This is a genomic window from Spirulina major PCC 6313 (assembly GCF_001890765.1).
Taxonomy (GTDB): domain Bacteria; phylum Cyanobacteriota; class Cyanobacteriia; order Cyanobacteriales; family Spirulinaceae; genus Spirulina; species Spirulina major.
The window spans coordinates 779,098-797,397 of the sequence record NZ_KV878783.1 but is presented as its reverse complement, the minus strand read 5'-3'; the positions used below and the strand labels follow the sequence as shown (position 1 = coordinate 797,397).

Genomic DNA, 18,300 nt, shown 5'->3' with positions numbered 1-18,300 from the left:
TATTGATGGTGTTTTCTGTCGAGAGTCTGTCTGACCTGTCCTGAAATGGATTAGGATACGTTTATTGCGATCGCTCCTCGCAATCTGCTTTAACAAGCTCTCCAAAAATCGTCCAGACCTTCCCAACCCAGAATTTCAGACTGCGATCGCCCCAACCCTCGCCCCCAACTTTTCCACCCCCGCCTCACCCGTGACCCGATTCCGTTGATGCTGTTTAAATGCTGCCCCATTCCCCCCGTCGCCGAAATTTCTCCCGTACCCCCCTCTTCCCCCTTAACGATGGGATTGCCCTTTGTTGATCAATCCTCATTGATTCTCCCCCTGCCGATCTCGATCTTTTTTCCTTGGAGGACGTTTTACTTTGTCAAACTCATTGCAAGTCGCCATCCTGGGCGCAACGGGCGCAGTTGGTACCGAACTCATCCAACTCCTAGAGGCGCGAAATTTTCCCCTCGACTCGTTGAAACTGCTCGCATCGCCCCGTTCCGCCGGGCAAACCCTCCCCTTCCACGGCCAAAACCTCACCGTTGAAGTGGTCAGCGAAGCCGCCCTCCAAGGCGTGGATATTGTCCTCGCTTCGGCGGGGGGCAGCATCTCGAAAGCATGGGCCCCGAAAGCGGTGGCGGCGGGTGCGGTTTATATTGACAATTCCAGCGCCTTTCGGATGCACCCTGAAGTGCCCTTAATCGTGCCGGAAATCAACCCAGACGCGGCGGCCACCCACAGCGGGATTATCGCCAACCCTAACTGCACCACTATCTTGATGGGGGTCGCCATTTATCCCCTCCATTGTGTGCAGCCGATTCGGCGGATTGTGGTTGCCACCTATCAATCCGCTAGCGGGGCGGGAGCGCGGGCGATGGCGGAAGTGGAAACCCAAGCCCAAGCCATCCTCAACGGCGAACCCCCCCAGGCGGAAATTTTGCCCTATCCCTTGGCGTTTAATTTATTTCCCCACAATTCCCCCCTCAATGACCAGGGTTATTGTCAAGAGGAAATGAAAATGGTGCAGGAAACGCGCAAAATTTTCGGCGCACCGGAGTTGCGGGTGACGGCCACCTGTGTGCGGGTGCCGGTGTTGCGGGCCCATTCGGAGGCGGTGAATCTGGAGTTTGATGCGCCCTTTGCGGTGGATCAGGCGCGGGACTTGATTGCCCAAGCGCCGGGGGTGAAGTTGGTCGAAGATTGGCAGCGGAATTATTTCCCGATGCCTAGCGAAGCGTCGGGCCAGGATGCTGTACTTGTCGGTCGGATTCGTCAGGATATTTCTCACCCCCATGGTTTGGAATTGTGGCTCAGTGGGGATCAGATCCGCAAAGGCGCGGCCCTCAATGCGATTCAAATTGCTGAATTGTTGGTAGAACGTCAGTGGCTCAAGCCCCAGGGGACGGAGTTAGTGTCTACCCTGTAGGCTAAGGGTGTGAAGGGCTGCGGCGGGTGCGATCGCCCCTCCCCTCAAGCCCCCCATGGACAATCGGGGAAACCCTCAAGCCAGAATGGGTAACGTTGTGAATAGTGATATCAGGAGAACATGACGGTGTGAGTGATTTTGGCAATGTAGTAACCGCGATGATTACGCCCTTTACGGCCAGCGGTGAGGTAGATTACGCAACCACAGAACAACTCGCAGACTATCTCGTCACCCACGGCACCGATACCGTGTTAGTCTGCGGCACCACGGGAGAATCGCCAACCCTGACCTGGACCGAAGAATATGAATTATTTCGGGTCGTGCAGCAGGCGGTGGGGTCGCGGGGTAAGATTATGGCAGGCACGGGATCAAATTCCACCCGTGAGGCCATCGAGGCCACGAAAAAAGCCGCTAAACTAGGGCTAGATGGCACCTTACAAGTGGTTCCTTACTACAACAAACCCCCGCAAGCGGGCTTGTATCTGCATTTTGAGGCGATCGCTAAAGCCTGTCCGGATCTGCCGATGATGCTGTACAACGTTCCGGGCCGCACAGGACAAAGCATCGACCCTCACACTGTCGCCCGCCTAGCCGAACTTGACTCCATCGTTGCCATCAAAGAAGCCAGCGGCAATGTCGATAGTGCCAGCCAAATTCGCACCCTGACCCCGCCTGAATTTGCCCTCTACTCTGGGGACGATTCCCTGACCTTACCCCTCCTCGCCATTGGTGGCACTGGGGTGGTGAGTGTGGCGAGCCATCTGGTCGGTGCGGAGTTACAAACGATGGTGACAGCCTTTAAAACGGGCCAGGTTCAAACCGCCCAGCAGATTCACCGCCGCCTGTTTGAACTATTTAAAGTCTTGTTTTGCACCGCCAACCCGATTCCTGTCAAAGCGGCCTTAGCCTTCCAGGGTTGGTCTGTGGGGAGTGTTCGACCGCCCCTCTGTGCAATCTCTCCCGATCAAAGCGTTCAAGTTAAAACTGTTCTTGAAAATCTCGATCTGTTAACTCACACTGCTGAGTCTTAGAAACCTGAAACCTATTGCAATGAATAAACCCAAACCAAAATCTGCTGCCTTGAAAATCATTCCTCTCGGAGGACTCCATGAAATCGGCAAAAATACTTGTATTTTTGAGTACAACGATGAAATGGTCTTGCTCGATGCGGGGATTGGTTTCCCCACCGATGGGATGCACGGGGTGAATGTGGTCTTGCCCGACATGACCTATGTGCAGGAAAATCGCCACAAGATCAAGGGCATGATTGTCACCCACGGTCACGAAGACCACATTGGCGGCATTGCCTACCACCTGAAGCAGTTTGATATTCCCCATATCTACGGGCCACGCTTGGCGATGTCTCTGCTGCGGGATAAATTAGCCGAGGCGGGGGTGAGCGATCGCACCGAAATCCACACCGTCGGCCCCCGCGACATGGTGCGGATTAGCCCCTCCTTCCTCGTCGAATACATCCGCAACACCCACTCCATGGCCGACAGCTTCAGCGTCGCCATCCATACCCCCCTCGGTATCGTCATCCACACCGGCGACTTTAAAATCGACTACACCCCCGTCGATGGCGAACATTTCGACCTCCAAAAACTCGCAGAACATGGCGAAAATGGTGTCCTCTGTCTCCTCAGTGACTCCACCAATGCCGAAGTACCGGGCCACACCGCCTCGGAAGAATCCGTGCGTCCCAACTTGGATCGGATTATCGCCAGCACGCCCAAACGAATTTTCATCACCACCTTTGCCTCCTCGGTGCATCGGGTTAACATCATCCTCAGCCTGGCCCAAAAACACAATCGCAAAGTGGTCGTCGTCGGGCGTTCCATGTTGAACGTGATCGCCCATGCCCGCGAATTGGGCTACATCAAATGCCCGGATAATTTGTTTGTGCCCCTCAAGCAAATGCCCAGCTTGCCCGACGAGAAAATCCTCGTCCTCACCACCGGTTCCCAAGGGGAGGAACTGGCCGCCCTGACCCGAATTTCCAAAGGGGAGCACCGCCAAGTCAGCGTCCGGGAAGGGGATACTGTTGTCTTTTCGGCCAATCCGATTCCGGGGAATACCCTGGCGGTGGTGGATACCATTGACCGCCTGATCATGAAAGGGGCTAATGTGATCTACGGTCGCCAGCATGGTATCCATGTGTCCGGGCATGGGTCACGAGAAGACCATAAATTAATGCTGGCCCTCACTCGCCCGAAATTCTTTGTGCCGGTTCACGGTCAATACCGGATGCTCGTTGAACATGCCAAGATGGCGCAGTCGATGGGGATTCCGGAAGAAAACATGGTGATCATCAACAATGGTGACATTGTGGAAGTGTCGCCAGAACGCATCCGGATTGCGGGCCAAGTGCCTTCGGGGATCAAGTTGGTGGATGGTTCCGGGATTGTCCATGACCACGTGATGAAGGAACGTCAACAACTGGCCGAAGATGGTGTGGTGACGATCGCCGCAGCGGTGGATGCTCAGTTAAAACTGTTAGCCCGGCCGGAAATTCATCTGCGGGGTGTGGCCCGCAATATCGAGCGGGAAATGTTCCAGCAGATTGTGAATCGCTCGATTTCGCGGGTGTTGAACGATCGCGGCGCTGAGTTTATCCGGAGCCAATCCAATCAGGCCGATATGGATTGGGTGGGCTTGAAGGAAGAGATTGAAGCGGCGTTAATCCGCTTGATTCGTCGTGAGTTGAACTGTCGCCCCTCGGTGGTTTTCCTGCTCCAAACGCCGGACAATCAGGAGATGGTGACGGCAACCCACTCGTCTTCACCCCGACGGCGGCGACGCTCGACGGCATCGGCTGCGTCCTAGGCGTAAACCCCTCCCCGGCGACGGCCTGCTTTTGCTGCGGGCTGAAGCTGGGGAGGGGTTTACGCAGTTGTTTAGATGACGGTGTTATGGCTTCAGTCTCTTCCGCAAAATCATCCCTGCCCATTCTTGAACTCCAGGAATTGGCGATCAACATCACTGCTTTGGATTTGAAACCCGGTGTGATCACGGTCGATCTGTTGAAAATGAGCGGGGTGATTCCGGCGGATTGGGAGTTGGCCCAAGCCCCGCTTCAGTCGGAGCAGATGGTGCAGTTGACTTTTACCAATGGTTTAAATATTCTCAGCCAAGCCCGCCGTTTGATGTTGCTAGAGCAGACCACGGACAAAGACCCTAGCACTATTCAGGGGCCAGCGATCGCCCAAGCCTACCTGAGCAAATTTCCCCACGCCCATTACCAAGGCCTCAGCATTGCCCCTAAAATCCTGATCGGCTTTCCCGACCATCCCCAAGCCCCCCAGCAATTCATCACCCAGAAACTCCTCGCCCCTGGCCCCTGGCAGACCCTCGGCCAAGAACCGCTCCGGGCTGCCCTAACCCTGAATTATGTCCTGAAACGCTGCCCCTTCAGCCTCAACATTGCTGAAGTCCAGTTTAAGCAAGGGCCTCAAGATGCAATATCTGGCCTCCTTTTCACCGGTAATTTCACCTACGCCCTCCCGGAACCCAACCCACCCGACCCCCTCGAATACTTCACCCACCGGCTGAGTTTGTGGCAAACCGATGTTCAGCAGTTTCGAGAATTGCTCTATCGCAAATTTATGGGCGGTGGTGTGACTCCACAAGCGACCGCTCAGTCAACGCCGCCCCCCTCAACTCCGACCTCAAACCCGAAACCCGATACCATTTCTCGCTCATTGATCGATTCGATCTTTCCCGATTTATTCTGACCCGATTTATTCTGGTTGATAGCCACTGAACGCATGACAAGGGGCTTTAAGCCCCTTGTCTGTTTTCATGGCGCTGGCGAGTGGGCGCGATCGCCCCTTCAACTCGAAGACGGTTCCCCCCAATTGAGCACTTCCGGCTTCACCCGTTCCAGAAAATTGATCGCCATCACCGTGAAGGCTCCCTCTAATAAGCCTTGACCGAGATAGCCAACGAGGGCGGCCAGGGTGGCGGTGCGCTCAAGGGTAGCGTTGAGGTCGGGGGTAATCGTGCTGAGGGTGATGATCACATACATCACGGCAGCGGTGATCACTGCGATCGCACCGCCCAGAAAAAAGATTGTTTGCCGCCAAAGAACATGCCGAAACATCCCCTGGCCCAATTGGACAAGATTGTAAGCCAACAACGCCGGCAGCCCCATAATCAGCGCATTCACGCCCAAACTCGAAATCCCCCCATGGCCAAACATCACCGCTTGGAAAAAGAGACCCACCAAAATCGCGGGGAAACTGTAATAGCCCAAAACAATCCCCAACAGGCCATTGAGCACTAAATGAATGCTAGCCGGAGGCATGGGAATATGAATTAAAGAGGTGACAAAAAAGGCAGCGGTGAGCAATGCCACTTTGGGTAACTGCATCGTGGGGTCAGACCTGCGCTGAATTTGACGTAGACACAACCACGTCACACCGCCCGTGAGCGCATACCCGCCCACCATTAACTGAGCAGGCAAAAGACCATCTGGAATATGCATTATTGTTTTACGGGTTTACGGGTAAAAAATAGGGCTGTGCCGATGCAACCCCAAACGATCGCGATCGCCATCATCCCTTTTTGGGCAGGGGAATAGGAACTTGATCCGGAGGCCACCGAAGCCACCGATGCTTCTGTTGTTGTTGTCGCGTTGATGGGAATGGTCACCAAATTGCCATGACCGGCTTTGCGCACTTTCACATCCCACTGCCCGGCTTGATCTGGTGCAAACTGAAACGTACCTTCGCCATCGGTCAGCCCGGTTTGCCAGGGTGTTTCGGGATCATCCGGGGCGTAGATCGACACCTGCGCCTCGTCCATGGGATCACCGTTTTCATAGGTGGCGGTAATTTCCACCGCTTGACGCAGGGAAAAATCCACGGAACTGCCGTGGGCGATCGCCGGTGTCGCCCCCCCCAAGATGACAATCAAGGGCATAAAATACCGCAGGTTTATGACATTAACCATTGATCGAACTATCATAGTTTCACCCTCGAAATAGACCACATTTAAACAGATTAACCTCCACTATTTTAATTATCTCAGGATACTTCAGGTGACTCACAATGGCCTTCTCCCACATGACCCATACCATCTAAAGTTTTAGTTAAGATTTCGGCATCTTCAGGACTCAGTTTTTGCATCAGTTCTGAGTAAGAGATCGTCACTGTCCCTTCATTTGCAAAGGCAGCAATGGGAGTAAAGCCTAACGCACCCGTATTAATTTCATCATCTGGGGCAGACGTACCATCTCCAAATAAATGATCCCAATGGGTGGTGATTTCCAATTCTCCCGTTTCATCTGGTTTGACTAGCCCTTTCCGTTGATCTCCCACATATTCCCCGCACTCATAGACGAAGGGACGATCGAACTGAAGTTGAAAGTTGAGGGTGGTATCATCTTTGCGGGCCACTCCGATCAGTTGAATCGCCGGGGTATCGGGTTGGCTCACCAGTTGCCAAGCGATCGCAGTATAAGCCCCTGTCGACACGGCATCTTGGGTGACCACCGTGACGGCTCCCGCTTCGCCCTCCGTCAGATCCACCACCATCGGCTCATCCACCAAGACCACTGCTTGAGACGGTGCATCGGACTCGTCTTGCGCCATCGCGTCGTTTTGGGACGCGACCACAGCATCCAGGTTCAGCATCACCCGTTCAAATTCCACTTCCCAGCCATCTTTTGTGATTAAGCCTTCATGGGTGAACGCTTCACCATTCGCCACCAAGCGTAGCTGCCCTGTGGATGTTTCCGGCTCGGCTTGGGCACATCCTGTAGCAACAGATACCAAACCCATTGCTAACATAACCCACTTTGTTTTTTGAAAAACTAACATTTATTTCCTTAATTGAAGACTTGAAACGCAGTTGTAAAATGCGGCAATAAACGCGCATTATTTCAACAGCGAGGCATTGTAGGTATTGTTGAGGATCAATGATTAAAATTCAATGCCCCACAAGGGGATACTTACCCTAGACTTTGGCTATCTTTTTGATTTTTCTGGACGTGACTTGAACCCTAAAAACTTCGTCTGGGTCGATGATCCTGATCCACATCGAGGCGACAGAGGACAGTAGTGGATCTGGTTGACTGACAAAATTAGCCAGATCCCGGCAAGCCCTCGCCCTCTGGGATAGGGAACTGGAAAAATGGATCGGCTCTCCTCGCCCTCTGGGAGAGGGGTTTGGGGGTGAGGGCTATCAAGTCAGTCAACCAGGTGGTGGATGATCTGCGGGACTCCTGTTTAGTTTTTGCGCTTGTGTCACGGCTCTGTCGTACAGGATCGCTACGTTAATGAGCAGCATGGTGATCGAGCCAGCGGGCGAGGTTGACGATCCGGAGGGCGGGCCAGACTTGGTTGATGTGGGTGGGATGGGCGGGAATGGTTTTGAGGAGGGCGATCGCATCCACATAGGCCGCGATCGCGTCACAATCCCTGATCCCATGCCAAGGAGTGACACCCCGCTGAAGATGGATCAAGAGAGGTTGACCGGCGAGGGCAGTTTTCGGGCGTTCGAGCACTGCGGGGGGGAAGGGAGTACGGCGTTGGCGGGGGCGATCGCGCAATGTGGCCCGCAGGAGGGTTTTGTCCACGAACCACGGCAGGGGCGGCACAGCGAGGAGATAATTCAACAGCCGCAGATCGAGAAACGGAACGGGAAATTCTAAGGGGAAGCCATGGAAACCCGGATCAGAGGTTTCAAAATTCAGCCGCCAGCGGGGATGGAGCAGGTGATGATAGGCGCGATCGCGTCTTGGATGCATGGTGGGCGGGGCTTGGTGATACTGTTGCCATCGTTCCTGGCACTGTACCCGCGCCGCAAAGTCCGGGTTTAACCAGGTGGGATAGGTTTGCCACAGGTCATCGTGATTCGTTCGCGATCGCCAGCGAGCTTGAATCCCCGTACCCCATTGGGGGCGTTTTTGATCGGTCACAAGACAACGCCACAGATCCCGCAGGAGCAGTCCGGTGGGCATCCCGCGCCACAGTTCCGCCACCGTTGAGGGGCGCATTCCTTCATCACCCCCTTGGCCATAGAGCAAGATGCGGCTGTGACGGGCCAGGGTGGGATAGTGCCACTGTTGCAGTTGTGGAAAGAAGCTCAACGTTGGTTCTGGGGTGGGTTGCCAACCCTCGAAGGGGTGAGCCTCGCCCGCTGCGAGGATCTGGTGAGGGAGGTGGAAGGCGGCGGCGGTGTGGGCAGCGGCGGCGGGTTCTGGGTCGGCAAATAATGACTGATAGCTGAAGGTGAACGCCTGGATTTCAGGATGGGGGGTCTGGTCGTGGAGGGTGGCGGCAAGGAGGCCAGAATCAAGACCACCACTGAGGAGGAGGCCGATCCGATCGCTCCGGGTGCGATCGCGCACCGCCATTTCGAGATGATCTTGAAAGTGGAGAATATAGCTGTGGGGATCGCGATACCGGATCGGTTCCGGGACGGGTAACGTCCAATAGCGCCGCACCTGGAGGCGATCGCGCCGCACCGAGAGACAATGCCCCCCTGGGATGGCTTGGATCGCTTGAAATGTCGTGATGTGGAGATTTTGATGGACATCGAAGAGCATTAAATCCGCGATCGCCTCCTCATTCAATGCCGTTGAAACCTGCGGATGGGCTTGAATCGCTGCGATCGTCGTACTCACCACCACCACCGGCCCCACTTCGGCATAGTAAAGCGGCTTAATCCCGAACTGATCCCGCCCACAAAATAAACAATCTCGCCGTTGATCCCAAACCGCAAAGGCAAAATCCCCCTGGAGATAGTCCACACAGTCTTCCACCCAAGCCAAATAAGCCATCAACACCAACAGCCCATCGGGAGCCGTCACCGCCACCGGATATCCCGCCTGATAGAGGCGATCGCGCAACTGGGCCCGGCCATCCAACCGCGCCGATGCCGTGATCCACACCTGACCATCCAGGGTCAAGGGCTGCCGATCCGGGTCGGTATCGGTCTGCACCGTGAGTAACGTATGGCCCAGCGCGATCGGCGGCTGCTCCTGCCAAAGGGTTTGAGCATCGGGCCCAGACGAGATTAACGCTGTTTGGATCGCGTGCAGGACGGCCGGATCACAGGGTTGACCGTCCCGCTGCCACAGGGCAAAAAGACCGCTCATAACTCACCCTGCCCTAGGCCGGGGCTAGAAAGGATCGTCCGGTGATTGCGCCGGAAATCGAGCCAAGAGGGTCTCAAAATCCGCCATAAGCTGTCGTTCATTCGCAGACGTAAACCAGGGAACATGGACAAAGATCGCCTCACAGGGCCACCGCACCGTCGTGAGATGGGCGAGGACGTTGAAATACAAACCCTCACAGACAAACTGACCCGCATCATGGCTGATCTCGGTGCAGGGGAGATCGTGAATCAGGGACTGGAGATCCACGGAGGTTTTCCGGGTGAGAGTCCCTTGGCGGGCATTGGATTCGACGGTGAGGTGCGATCGCGTTTCGGCCATGCCACAACAGATCACCCCATCCGGTTGGAGAGTGTCGATCGCCATGATCACCGCTTGGCTAGCCGCCTCAGTCTCGACGGGCAAACGACGTAACAGCGTCAGACAACCATGGGGCCAAGTGATCGGATTCAGCTTCGCCAAGAGGTCATCGGACGCATTCGAGGTTTGATGGGAGAGCCAGGGTTGAAACGATGTTAATAGTAAATGTTTACTCATCCTCGAAGTCAGAGTTAACCGCCGCACTGCCACCGCTCACCGTAACTAGGTCGATTTGCTGGCGATAGTAATCCACACTTTTAACCTGGACTTCAACGCGATCGCCCAAGCGATAGGCCGTGCGATTTTTCCGACCCACCAAACAACTATGGCGAGAGCGATATTCATACCAATCATCCTTAAGAGAACTGACATGGACAAGACCCTCCACCATCAATTCTTCAATTTCCACAAAGAACCCATAGGACTGCACCCCAGTAATCCAACCCTTGAAAACCCCGCCCGTGCGTTCCTTCATCCGTTCAGCTTTTTTCAAGCCTTCGAGATCACTTTCGGCATCTTCGGCGATTTTCAGCCGCTCATTGAGATGATGCACCACGGTATGGACATCGGCTTCCCATTGACTTTGCACCGCCGGCGGTAAAACATTCCAGGTTAATTCGTCGTAGGATTGACTGCTACCAAGATTCACCACCTTTTTAGACCGGGTGGTTTTGCGATCGCGCCCCTCCTTAAACAACGTATGCAACAGACGCTGCATCAACAAATCTGCATAGCGTCGCCCCGGTGACATCACATGGCAATAGCCATCATAGGCCAGCCCAAAATGGGACATCGGCTTCGTGCTATAACTCGCCGGTTTAATCGTCTTTTTCAAGAACTCCGTCAAAATCTTCGGTGCGGGAGAATTGGCGATTTCTTGGGTAAAGCTCTGATAATCGCGGGAACTCAGATCATCATCGGAATCAATATCCAACGTCAGATCTAAATTCGTCCCCAACTTCAAAAAGTCTTCCAACTCCATCACATCGGGTTCAACTTGGGCACAATACAGGGCCGGTAACTCCAACGCCCGACAGTGATCCGCCACCACTTTCCCCGCCAACACCGACAGATCCATCAACATCGATCGCAGCGGCATCGTTGAATCCACCGTGATCGCCCCTAAACGGCTTTCATCCTTAAAGGCATAGGATGCGGGCGGTGTTTGCAGATCAAAGCCGCCCCGCTGCAAGCGTTGCGCCTTCACCAAAGGAGCCAGGGTGAAAAAGAGTTGTTCGAGCATTTCGCTGGCATTTTGTAACTCAGCGGGGGTTTCTTCCTGTTGCCCTAAATACCCTTGCACCTGTTGGTAGCTCAGTTGATGATCCACCTTAATCACGCTGGGCTGAATATCAAATTCGATCACCTGACCCGTTTTATCCAGGGTGAGGAGAATGCTGATCGCGAGGCGTTCATGATCCACTGTGAAGGAACACCGCCGCGAAATCGCTTCCGGCAGCAACGGCACGATAAAGTCGTCTAAATACACCGCTGTGCCGCGTTTTTTCGCTTCATTGTCCACGGGAGAACCGGGTTCAATGTAATGGGCAAGATCCACAATGTGAATGCCGAGGAGCCATTGTCCCTCTTCGAGGGGTTCGAGGCTAAAGGCATTTTCAATCATATCCGTGGGCTTCCCTTGCAAGCAGTCCTCATCTTCGAGGGTCAGGGTGAACACCGATCGCAGATCAAAGCGTTTGTTAATTTCCGCTTTGGCGATTTTGCCATTGGGGGCCGGTTTGGGGGCGGCTTTGGCTGCCTCTAGGACTTTTTCACTAAAGCCTTGGGGCAGGTCATGCTTGCAGGCCACGATGTCGGTATCAGCGGCGGCCTCAGCATCGGAGCCGAGGATCTTGGTGACGCGACCGAGGGGCAATTTCATCCCGATCGCATAGCGGAGAATTTCCACATGGACGAGGTGATTAATCGCGTCGGCGAGTTCATCCCCTTCGGTTTGGAGGTCGATTTCAAAGAGGAGGCGATCGTCTAAGGGGACGGCGCGATAGCCGTGGGCAATGTGCTTAATTCGGGCCAGGAGGGAGGGGTTAGCGCGATCGAGGATGACTTGCACTGCGCCTTCGGGGGAGCGGCGGCGGCTGCCTTCTTTGATGATTCGCACGAGGACGCGATCGCCATTCCAAGCATTGCTGAGATAACTCTCGCGCACGTAAATATCGTCGGCCCCTTCTTCATCTTGAATCGCAAAACAAAACCCTTTGCTCGAACAGCGCAGCTTGGCTTCTACCATGCCGTCCGGTAACACCCGTCGATATTTACCGAGTTCTTTATTCAGTAACCCCACTTTTTCGAGGGCATCGAGGGCGATTTGGAGTTTTTGGGCGCACAGTTCGTCTTCGCAGTCTAATTTTTTTTCTAAAAACTTGGCGGCAACGAGTTTATCAGGACTCAGTTGAGCGAGTAATGTAGCGATTGAAAATTCCATTTTTTTTCGTTAATAGTCCTTGTTAAATAGACGAGAATGGGTGGGGGTTGAGGAGGGCAACGAGACTCAGCGTTGAGTGACCGAGCAGAGAACTGCGAACACAGCCACCGAGCGGTTGAGCGCGAGGTGTAGGGGGAATCTGTCTCAGGGGGCTGTCGCGATGCGGCTCTACCGCAAAAAACGAGGATTCGCTCACAGCATCCGTGGGGAAAACCGATGGAGATGGTTCATTTTCGGAGGCGAGAGACACTGCACAGGGGCAACGAGTTGATGACGTGAGTGCGATCGCTAGACGGGGAGCTTGGATCTTTGCCGTTCCAAGCTGTGGCGTATCTCCGAAAAAGTAGGCAGACAGATAACCCTGCCATTATTTTAGGTTTAATGGGGACTTTGGCAACTTGTTGAAAGAAAAAAACGCTACAATGTCCTCTGATTAAGATGATTTTTTAGTCAAGTTAGCGATCGCCAACGGGTAGCACAGCCTGCGTTAGGATTTGCGGTGTGACCGCCAGTGCAGCAGACGTGGTGAAGTTGCCCAGCCACTTAGAAACGAGAAATATCATGGGACTAGAACAATTTCGAGCCTGTTATCCAATGGGGGGGGTGATTACAGAATTGGTGCTGTATAAGCAAGGTCAGTATGTGGTGCGCTGCTGTCTAGACGTGGACGGACGGGCGATCGCCACGGGACTGAGTGCCGCGCCCACCGTAGAAGCAGCGGAAGATCAAGCCCGCGATCGCGCCGTAGCCCTCTGGCTCAAAATCCCCAGCCCTGCCCTGACCGCTGCCCCTGCGTCGCCCCCTCCTCCCCCCGCCCAAAACCCCAAACCCACGCCCCTACCCCCTGTGGTACCACCGGCCCCGCCTAAGGCCGCCGAAACCCCGGCCCCGGTTTTCACCCCCGATCCCCCGCTGCCCGTGATCGAACCGGAACCGGAACCGATCCCCAGCCCAGAACCGATCCCCAGCCCAGAACCAGAACCGGCCCTCGCGCTCAATGGTTCTATGGCCGCCGAACCGGAGCCGGAAGCGATCGCCCCGCCCCCAGAACCCACCGTTCCCACCCCAGCCCCCGCCGCTACGGGGGAACCGATTGATTTTTCCGATGTGATTGCCAAAACAAATTTAGAAATGAAGCGTTTGGGCTGGACGAAGGAGCAGGGTCGGCAATACATCATGGAAACCTACGGGAAGCGATCGCGCCAAATCCTCGCCGATCACGAACTCGTCGAATTTCTCCGCTATTTAGAATCCCTCCCGTCTTAATGTTCCGGTGTGGGACAGCCCGATCGGCGTTCAATCGTTGCGAATGTTTGGTGTGGAGCTAAGGAGCGAGCTGGAAGGTAGCTGGAAGGGAGCGAGCTGGAAGCTCGCACTACATGAAGAGGGCTAATGAAAAGGGTTAATTACGAGCGTGATGCGTAAAGCCCCCTGAATTTTATTCGGGGGATATAAGCGAATAACCGAATTGATTCGGTGGTGATACAATAAAAGCGTTCGCTAGCGCGAAGTAAAATTCCGGGGTGAGCACCTTCTGGGCAGGGCGTTGTCCATTGGGCTAGGCAATAGTAAGACGGGCTACGCCTGCAATTGCTGTCTGAACCCAGAATCCCCCGTCATTTATGCGGGGGAGTACGTCAAAGATATTAGGAGTGTGAGCCTCTGGCTCACTCATACCCGATCTGGATAAGCAAAGCCCGTTGTTGATTGTTGGGTTATGGGGGTTAATGAATTGAGCCATTGACCCCCATGAAAAAAGGTGGGCATTGCCCACCTTTGGTTTTCGATGCTCAGGAGAGCAGAACAGAATTACATCACCTGTTCGACTTCACCAATTTCGGGGATGAATTCACGGAGGCGACGCTCGATCCCCATGCGTAGGGTCATCGCTGAACTAGGGCAAGATCCGCAAGCCCCTTGAAGACGAAGTTTCACCGTTGGTCCTTCAATCTCAACCAGTTCAACATTGCCGCCGTCTGCCATCAAGTAGGGACGCAGATCGTCAAGGACTTGCTCAACGTTTTCACGAGTCAGGGTTAGGGTGGAAGTTGAAGACATAGTGGTATGAATTACTCTCGATATGGATTGACTGTTGCTTATATCCTAACGTTCCTCGTTGAATCTAACGATCCAGCGGAGCGCATCTGGTGTGCGATTCCGATCCACGGTAGGATTGAGCAAGCTGCTTTTATAAACGTTACATTAACTCTATGGTTATTAAACCCCTAGTGTCTCGCGTACTTGCTCTTGTGTTAGTCTGCGCCATCGGTTTGATGGGTTGTTCTGCGGGCACAACAAATGGTTTAACGGGGAATTATCGCCAAGATACCCTCACGGTGGTGGAAAACCTAACCACAATCTTAGATATGCCCAGTGATGCGCCGGATGTGACGGAACAACGTCAGGTGGCGCGGGATCAGATGAATGATTATGCGTCTCGCTATCGTCGTGATGGCCGGGTGTCGGGGTTGCGATCGTTCACGACGATGCAGACGGCTCTGAATAGTTTGGCTGGATTTTATAGTACCTATGGGTCTCGTCCCTTGTCGGATAAGCTGAAAACTCGTTTAAAGCAGGAATTCAAACAAGTGGAAATTGCGCTCAAACGCGGTTTATAGAAATTCCGATCGCCTTTCAGGCGGAATCCGTTGCGATCGCAACGGAGACAACAACACAAAACGGTTAACCTGTTGAGGGTTAACCGTTTTGTGTCGGAACGGGAACGCTGGCGGGAATCCTGAAGTCAGAAGCCCAGGGTCGAAAATTCTGGCCGCTACAATCAATTAAAACTCCGACTTACCCCACTGCTCATGTTGCGATCGCTCCTTGCTCCCCGCGCTTCCCTGCACCGCATCCTTAGCGCCCTCCTCCTCAGTAGCTCCCTTTTCACCGCCTTCACCGGACTCGCCCCCGCCCAAGCTCAAACCGGTAACTACTGCCAATTTACCGACCGCGAAATCAGCCGCAAAGAAGCCCTGCGCCGTGCTGCGGTGGGAGGTGATGCCCAAGCCCAAGCCCAATATCAAGCCGTTCTCCAAGAACATTCCCAATGGCTGCAACAATGTCGGCAGCGCACCTGGCCCCGCACCCAAGCGATCTGGCTGCGGCTCTATCCCTGCGACCTGAAGCCGGGGGTGTTGGATGAGGTGTTCGATCGCATCGTCAATAAGGGGTACAACGAAGTCTATTTAGAGGTGTTTTACGATTCCCAAGTGCTGCTGCCGGTGTCGGAAAATCGCACGCCGTGGGTGTCGGTGGTGCGCGATCGCGGTCAGGAAAATGCCGATTTATTGGCGATGGCGATTGAAGAAAGTCGCGATCGTAACCTCAAGATCTACGCCTGGATGTTTGCGATGAACTACGGCTACGCCTACGCCGTTCGTCCCGATCGCGAACGAAGCCTCGCCCGCAATGGCCAGGGTCAAACCAGTCTCGACGTGGTTCCCGACGGCTCCCAAGCCTTCATCGATCCCTACAGTCCCCAAGGCCAAGCCGACTACGCCACCCTGCTCCAAGCCGTCCTCCGTCGCAACCCCGACGGCGTGCTGTTCGACTATATCCGCTATCCCCGTGGCTCCGGGGCCGGATCGGTGGCCAGCAATGTGCGTGACCTCTGGATCTACGGCGACGCTTCCCGCACCGCCCTCCTCAACCGGGCCCAGAACAATCAAGGCCGCGAACTGATTCAACGCTTCATGGCCCAAGGTTCAATCAGCGGTGGTGATGTCCAGGCTGCGAAAGCCCTCCATCCGGGGGAAACTGGCCCCCAATGGCAAGGCTTAAGCTCTAGCAATCTCAACGCCGAACTGTGGAAACTCAGCGTCGCCCACGCCGCCCAAGGTGTGATTGATTTTCTCCACACCGCCGCCACCCAAGTTCAACGCCAGCGCATCCCCGCTGGGGCCGTCTTTTTTCCCGATGGCAATCGCCCCGTCGGTCAACAGGGTTATGATTCACGCCTACAGCCCTGGGATCGCTTCTCCTCCCAAATCGAGTGGCATCCGATGTCCTACGCGATTTGTGGCAACCGGACGGATTGCATTGTGGACGAGGTGCAGCGGGTCTTAAGTTTTGCCTCGCCCCAGACCCGTGTGATTCCGGCTTTGGCGGGCCAATGGGGGCGAGTGGAACGCAGTCACCCCCCCCTAGAACAGCAAATGTGGGCGTTGCAGCGTCAGTTCCCGCAGCTTGATGCGATCAGTCATTTTGCCTATTCCTGGCAAGAACCCGTAGACGATCGCGCCCGCCAAACCTGCCGCCGTTAATGGCTCTTCTCCCCCATTTCGCCGTACACTACAAAGAAATTCAGTCTAGGGAGTTGACCATGACGACTCATTTTATTACGGCAGAAATTGACCTCCAAGCGACCCCGAATGAGTTGCACCAAGAAATTGAAGCGGAACTCACCAAGCGCGGCGAACCGTTGCGCTGGGCGGTGACCTCGGTGGATGAGGAGCAGAAAACGGCAACAGTGGATGCGATCGTCACCCAAAGTTAAGACGCGATCGCTCCTCAACCGAAGACTGAGCTAACCGAAGACTGAGCGAAGTCGAAGTCTGGGGCTGCCGGGGTTCGACTCCGCTCACCCCTCGGTTATTTCGCGCATTGCTTACTGATCGCGTTTTTGGTGTCCCATGCCTTTAGATACGTTTCGGATTTCCCCCTTAATTCGGATTACCTTGCTCTTGCTGTATGTGGCGTTGACGGTGCCGCTGCCGTTTTTAGCGATCGCCACCCAAACCCCCATTTCCCCTACGCTCTTCTGGGGGGGGATTGCGATCGGGTTTGGGATTCTCTACGGCGTATTGTGCGAACGGGTCGAAGTGGACGAGCAGGAAATTCGTGTTACCTATCCGGCTTGGGTGCGGGCGTTGGGGCGGCGGGGTTGGTCGTTGCCCTGGGCGCGGGTGTGTGATCTGCAAATGCGCACTACTGGCCAAGGCGGCCTTGTGTATTATTTCGTCACCCCGGAACGCGATCGCGCCTACCTGTTGCCGATGCGGGTGGTGGGGTTTGCACGGTTGGTGCAGGTAGTGACGGAGCGGACGGGTTTAGATACCTCCGATGTGCGACCGTTGGCGCAACCCTGGATGTATTTGATTTTGTTGGGGGTGACGGTAGTGTTAATGCTTGTTGATGGATGGGTCGTTTGGACGGCGATCGCGTCCCCTGGCTTGATGGGAGTTGCGTAGATGGAAATGCCTTTGTTGCGATCGCAAGATCTCAGCGTCACGACAATTTTGACGGATATTTCCGTAACCGTGGCAGCGGGCGATCGGATCGGCATCGTGGGCGCATCGGGTTCGGGTAAATCCACCCTCCTCGCCCTGTTGAATCGTCTTCGCGACCCGGATCAGGGGAAACTGTGGTTTCAAGGGCAACCCTTGGCAACGATACCGGTGTCTGAGTTGCGGCGCAAAGTTGTCCTTGTGTTGCAAGAGCCGAAACTCTTGGGTCTCTCGGTGTTTGACACCCTTGCCTATCCGTTGACTTTGCAAAAGCGGCCCAAAACTGAGGTGCGCGAGCGGGTGTTTGAGGAATGCGATCGCTTCACTATTCCCAAGGATTGGCTAGAGCGGCAAAGCTGGCAACTCTCCCTCGGTCAACGGCAACTCGTTACTATTGCCAGGGCAATGCTCCTCAATCCCACCCTCTTACTGCTGGATGAACCCACCTCGGCCCTGGATGTGGGAACTGCGTCGCGGGTGTTGCAGGTTTTAACAGAAACCCCCGGCCTCACTTGGATTATGGCCAATCATCAATTGGATTGGGTACAGCAGAGTTGCGATCGCGTCTGGTATCTCTACCAAGGCAAACTCTGGGCCGACACCACCGTCAGCGAAATTAATTGGCCACAAATTCAAGACGACCTCAAAACCCAAGCCGACGACTGGGACGATCTAGACCGCCCCGATCAACCGACTCATCAATCGCCCCAAGCTGGATAATTGCCCCAGTTTTCAC

At 54.8% G+C, this 18,300-nt stretch carries 17 protein-coding genes; 10 read left to right on the top strand and 7 right to left on the bottom strand.

The genetic code is table 11. The features are described 5' to 3' along the window. Positions 1–361: 361 nt before the first annotated feature. The 4 genes from SPI6313_RS03605 (at position 362) to SPI6313_RS03590 (ending at position 5,145) form a co-directional block, all read left to right on the top strand. Complete coding sequence (locus tag SPI6313_RS03605) at positions 362–1,411, top strand: aspartate-semialdehyde dehydrogenase (RefSeq protein WP_072619761.1); 1,050 nt, start codon at positions 362–364, stop codon at positions 1,409–1,411. A 128-nt stretch (positions 1,412–1,539) separates the two neighbouring features. Continuing rightward, complete coding sequence (gene dapA / locus SPI6313_RS03600; protein ID WP_072619760.1) at positions 1,540–2,442, top strand: 4-hydroxy-tetrahydrodipicolinate synthase; 903 nt, start codon at positions 1,540–1,542, stop codon at positions 2,440–2,442. 19 nt (positions 2,443–2,461) lie between these two features. Then, positions 2,462–4,237 (top strand): RNase J family beta-CASP ribonuclease, encoded by a 1,776-nt coding sequence (locus SPI6313_RS03595; protein ID WP_072619759.1) that lies wholly within the window; start codon positions 2,462–2,464, stop codon positions 4,235–4,237. Positions 4,238–4,323: 86 nt separating this feature from the next. Next, positions 4,324–5,145, top strand: coding sequence for a hypothetical protein (locus tag SPI6313_RS03590; protein WP_072619758.1), 822 nt, complete (start codon positions 4,324–4,326; stop codon positions 5,143–5,145). Positions 5,146–5,243: 98 nt separating this feature from the next. Here SPI6313_RS03590 and cbiM read toward each other — a convergent pair whose 3' ends face one another. The 6 genes from cbiM to SPI6313_RS03560 form a co-directional block, all read right to left on the bottom strand. Next, the gene (cbiM, locus tag SPI6313_RS03585) at positions 5,244–5,897 is read right to left on the bottom strand and encodes a cobalt transporter CbiM (RefSeq protein WP_072619757.1); all 654 of its coding nucleotides are present in this window, start codon (positions 5,895–5,897) and stop codon (positions 5,244–5,246) included. Continuing rightward, complete coding sequence (locus tag SPI6313_RS03580) at positions 5,897–6,334, bottom strand: carboxypeptidase-like regulatory domain-containing protein (RefSeq protein ID WP_175551215.1); 438 nt, start codon at positions 6,332–6,334, stop codon at positions 5,897–5,899. The genes cbiM and SPI6313_RS03580 overlap by 1 nt, the downstream gene beginning before the upstream one ends. 104 nt (positions 6,335–6,438) lie before the next feature. Continuing rightward, entirely contained in the window at positions 6,439–7,194 is a 756-nt protein-coding gene (locus SPI6313_RS03575) for a hypothetical protein (RefSeq protein WP_217650493.1), read from the bottom strand. A gap of 494 nt (positions 7,195–7,688) precedes the next feature. After that, positions 7,689–9,515, bottom strand: coding sequence for an asparagine synthetase B family protein (locus tag SPI6313_RS03570; RefSeq protein WP_072619754.1), 1,827 nt, complete (start codon positions 9,513–9,515; stop codon positions 7,689–7,691). Between the two features lie 24 nt (positions 9,516–9,539). Further along, positions 9,540–10,070 carry a pyroglutamyl-peptidase I family protein gene (locus tag SPI6313_RS03565; protein ID WP_072619753.1) on the bottom strand — a complete coding sequence of 177 codons (531 nt, stop codon included), beginning with the start codon at positions 10,068–10,070 and terminating at the stop codon, positions 9,540–9,542. Then, entirely contained in the window at positions 10,063–12,336 is a 2,274-nt protein-coding gene (locus SPI6313_RS03560; protein WP_072619752.1) for a ribonuclease R family protein, read from the bottom strand. Before SPI6313_RS03560 ends, SPI6313_RS03565 begins: the two co-directional genes overlap by 8 nt. Positions 12,337–12,897: 561 nt before the next feature. Between SPI6313_RS03560 and SPI6313_RS03555 the strand changes: the two genes are divergently transcribed. Further along, positions 12,898–13,602, top strand: a complete 705-nt coding sequence (locus SPI6313_RS03555) for a hypothetical protein (protein ID WP_072619751.1) — start codon at positions 12,898–12,900, stop codon at positions 13,600–13,602. 543 nt (positions 13,603–14,145) lie between these two features. Here SPI6313_RS03555 and SPI6313_RS03550 read toward each other — a convergent pair. After that, positions 14,146–14,394, bottom strand: coding sequence for a NifU family protein (locus SPI6313_RS03550; protein ID WP_072619750.1), 249 nt, complete (start codon positions 14,392–14,394; stop codon positions 14,146–14,148). Between the two features lie 152 nt (positions 14,395–14,546). Between SPI6313_RS03550 and psb27 the strand changes: the two genes are divergently transcribed. The 5 genes from psb27 to SPI6313_RS03530 all read left to right on the top strand — a co-directional run bounded on the left by psb27 (position 14,547) and on the right by SPI6313_RS03530 (position 18,284). Next, positions 14,547–14,954: a photosystem II protein Psb27 gene (psb27, locus tag SPI6313_RS03545; protein ID WP_072619749.1), complete on the top strand. Its 408-nt coding sequence runs from the start codon at positions 14,547–14,549 to the stop codon at positions 14,952–14,954. Positions 14,955–15,146: 192 nt separating this feature from the next. Further along, positions 15,147–16,601: a family 10 glycosylhydrolase gene (locus SPI6313_RS03540; RefSeq protein ID WP_072619748.1), complete on the top strand. Its 1,455-nt coding sequence runs from the start codon at positions 15,147–15,149 to the stop codon at positions 16,599–16,601. 59 nt (positions 16,602–16,660) lie between these two features. Next, positions 16,661–16,834 (top strand): hypothetical protein, encoded by a 174-nt coding sequence (locus tag SPI6313_RS23295; protein WP_175551057.1) that lies wholly within the window; start codon positions 16,661–16,663, stop codon positions 16,832–16,834. A gap of 136 nt (positions 16,835–16,970) precedes the next feature. Further along, a complete protein-coding gene (locus tag SPI6313_RS03535) occupies positions 16,971–17,528 on the top strand; it encodes a hypothetical protein (protein WP_072619747.1) in 558 nt (185 codons plus the stop codon). After that, positions 17,529–18,284, top strand: a complete 756-nt coding sequence (locus SPI6313_RS03530; protein WP_139276483.1) for an energy-coupling factor ABC transporter ATP-binding protein — start codon at positions 17,529–17,531, stop codon at positions 18,282–18,284. The last annotated feature ends 16 nt before the right edge of the window (positions 18,285–18,300 follow it).

Bases quoted from the DNA above. Each gene is read 5' to 3' on its own strand.
- SPI6313_RS03550 (WP_072619750.1), bottom strand. From the start codon at position 14,394: ATGTCTTCAACTTCCACCCTAACCCTGACTCGTGAAAACGTTGAGCAA.
- SPI6313_RS03590 (WP_072619758.1), top strand. From the start codon at position 4,324: ATGGCTTCAGTCTCTTCCGCAAAATCATCCCTGCCCATTCTTGAACTC.
- SPI6313_RS03540 (WP_072619748.1), top strand. From the start codon at position 15,147: ATGTTGCGATCGCTCCTTGCTCCCCGCGCTTCCCTGCACCGCATCCTT.
- SPI6313_RS03555 (WP_072619751.1), top strand. From the start codon at position 12,898: ATGGGACTAGAACAATTTCGAGCCTGTTATCCAATGGGGGGGGTGATT.
- SPI6313_RS23295 (WP_175551057.1), top strand. From the start codon at position 16,661: ATGACGACTCATTTTATTACGGCAGAAATTGACCTCCAAGCGACCCCG.
- SPI6313_RS03530 (WP_139276483.1), top strand. From the start codon at position 17,529: ATGGAAATGCCTTTGTTGCGATCGCAAGATCTCAGCGTCACGACAATT.
- SPI6313_RS03535 (WP_072619747.1), top strand. From the start codon at position 16,971: ATGCCTTTAGATACGTTTCGGATTTCCCCCTTAATTCGGATTACCTTG.
- psb27 (WP_072619749.1), top strand. From the start codon at position 14,547: ATGGTTATTAAACCCCTAGTGTCTCGCGTACTTGCTCTTGTGTTAGTC.
- SPI6313_RS03575 (WP_217650493.1), bottom strand. From the start codon at position 7,194: ATGGGTTTGGTATCTGTTGCTACAGGATGTGCCCAAGCCGAGCCGGAA.
- SPI6313_RS03565 (WP_072619753.1), bottom strand. From the start codon at position 10,070: ATGAGTAAACATTTACTATTAACATCGTTTCAACCCTGGCTCTCCCAT.
- SPI6313_RS03595 (WP_072619759.1), top strand. From the start codon at position 2,462: ATGAATAAACCCAAACCAAAATCTGCTGCCTTGAAAATCATTCCTCTC.
- SPI6313_RS03560 (WP_072619752.1), bottom strand. From the start codon at position 12,336: ATGGAATTTTCAATCGCTACATTACTCGCTCAACTGAGTCCTGATAAA.
- SPI6313_RS03580 (WP_175551215.1), bottom strand. From the start codon at position 6,334: ATGCCCTTGATTGTCATCTTGGGGGGGGCGACACCGGCGATCGCCCAC.
- SPI6313_RS03570 (WP_072619754.1), bottom strand. From the start codon at position 9,515: ATGAGCGGTCTTTTTGCCCTGTGGCAGCGGGACGGTCAACCCTGTGAT.
- cbiM (WP_072619757.1), bottom strand. From the start codon at position 5,897: ATGCATATTCCAGATGGTCTTTTGCCTGCTCAGTTAATGGTGGGCGGG.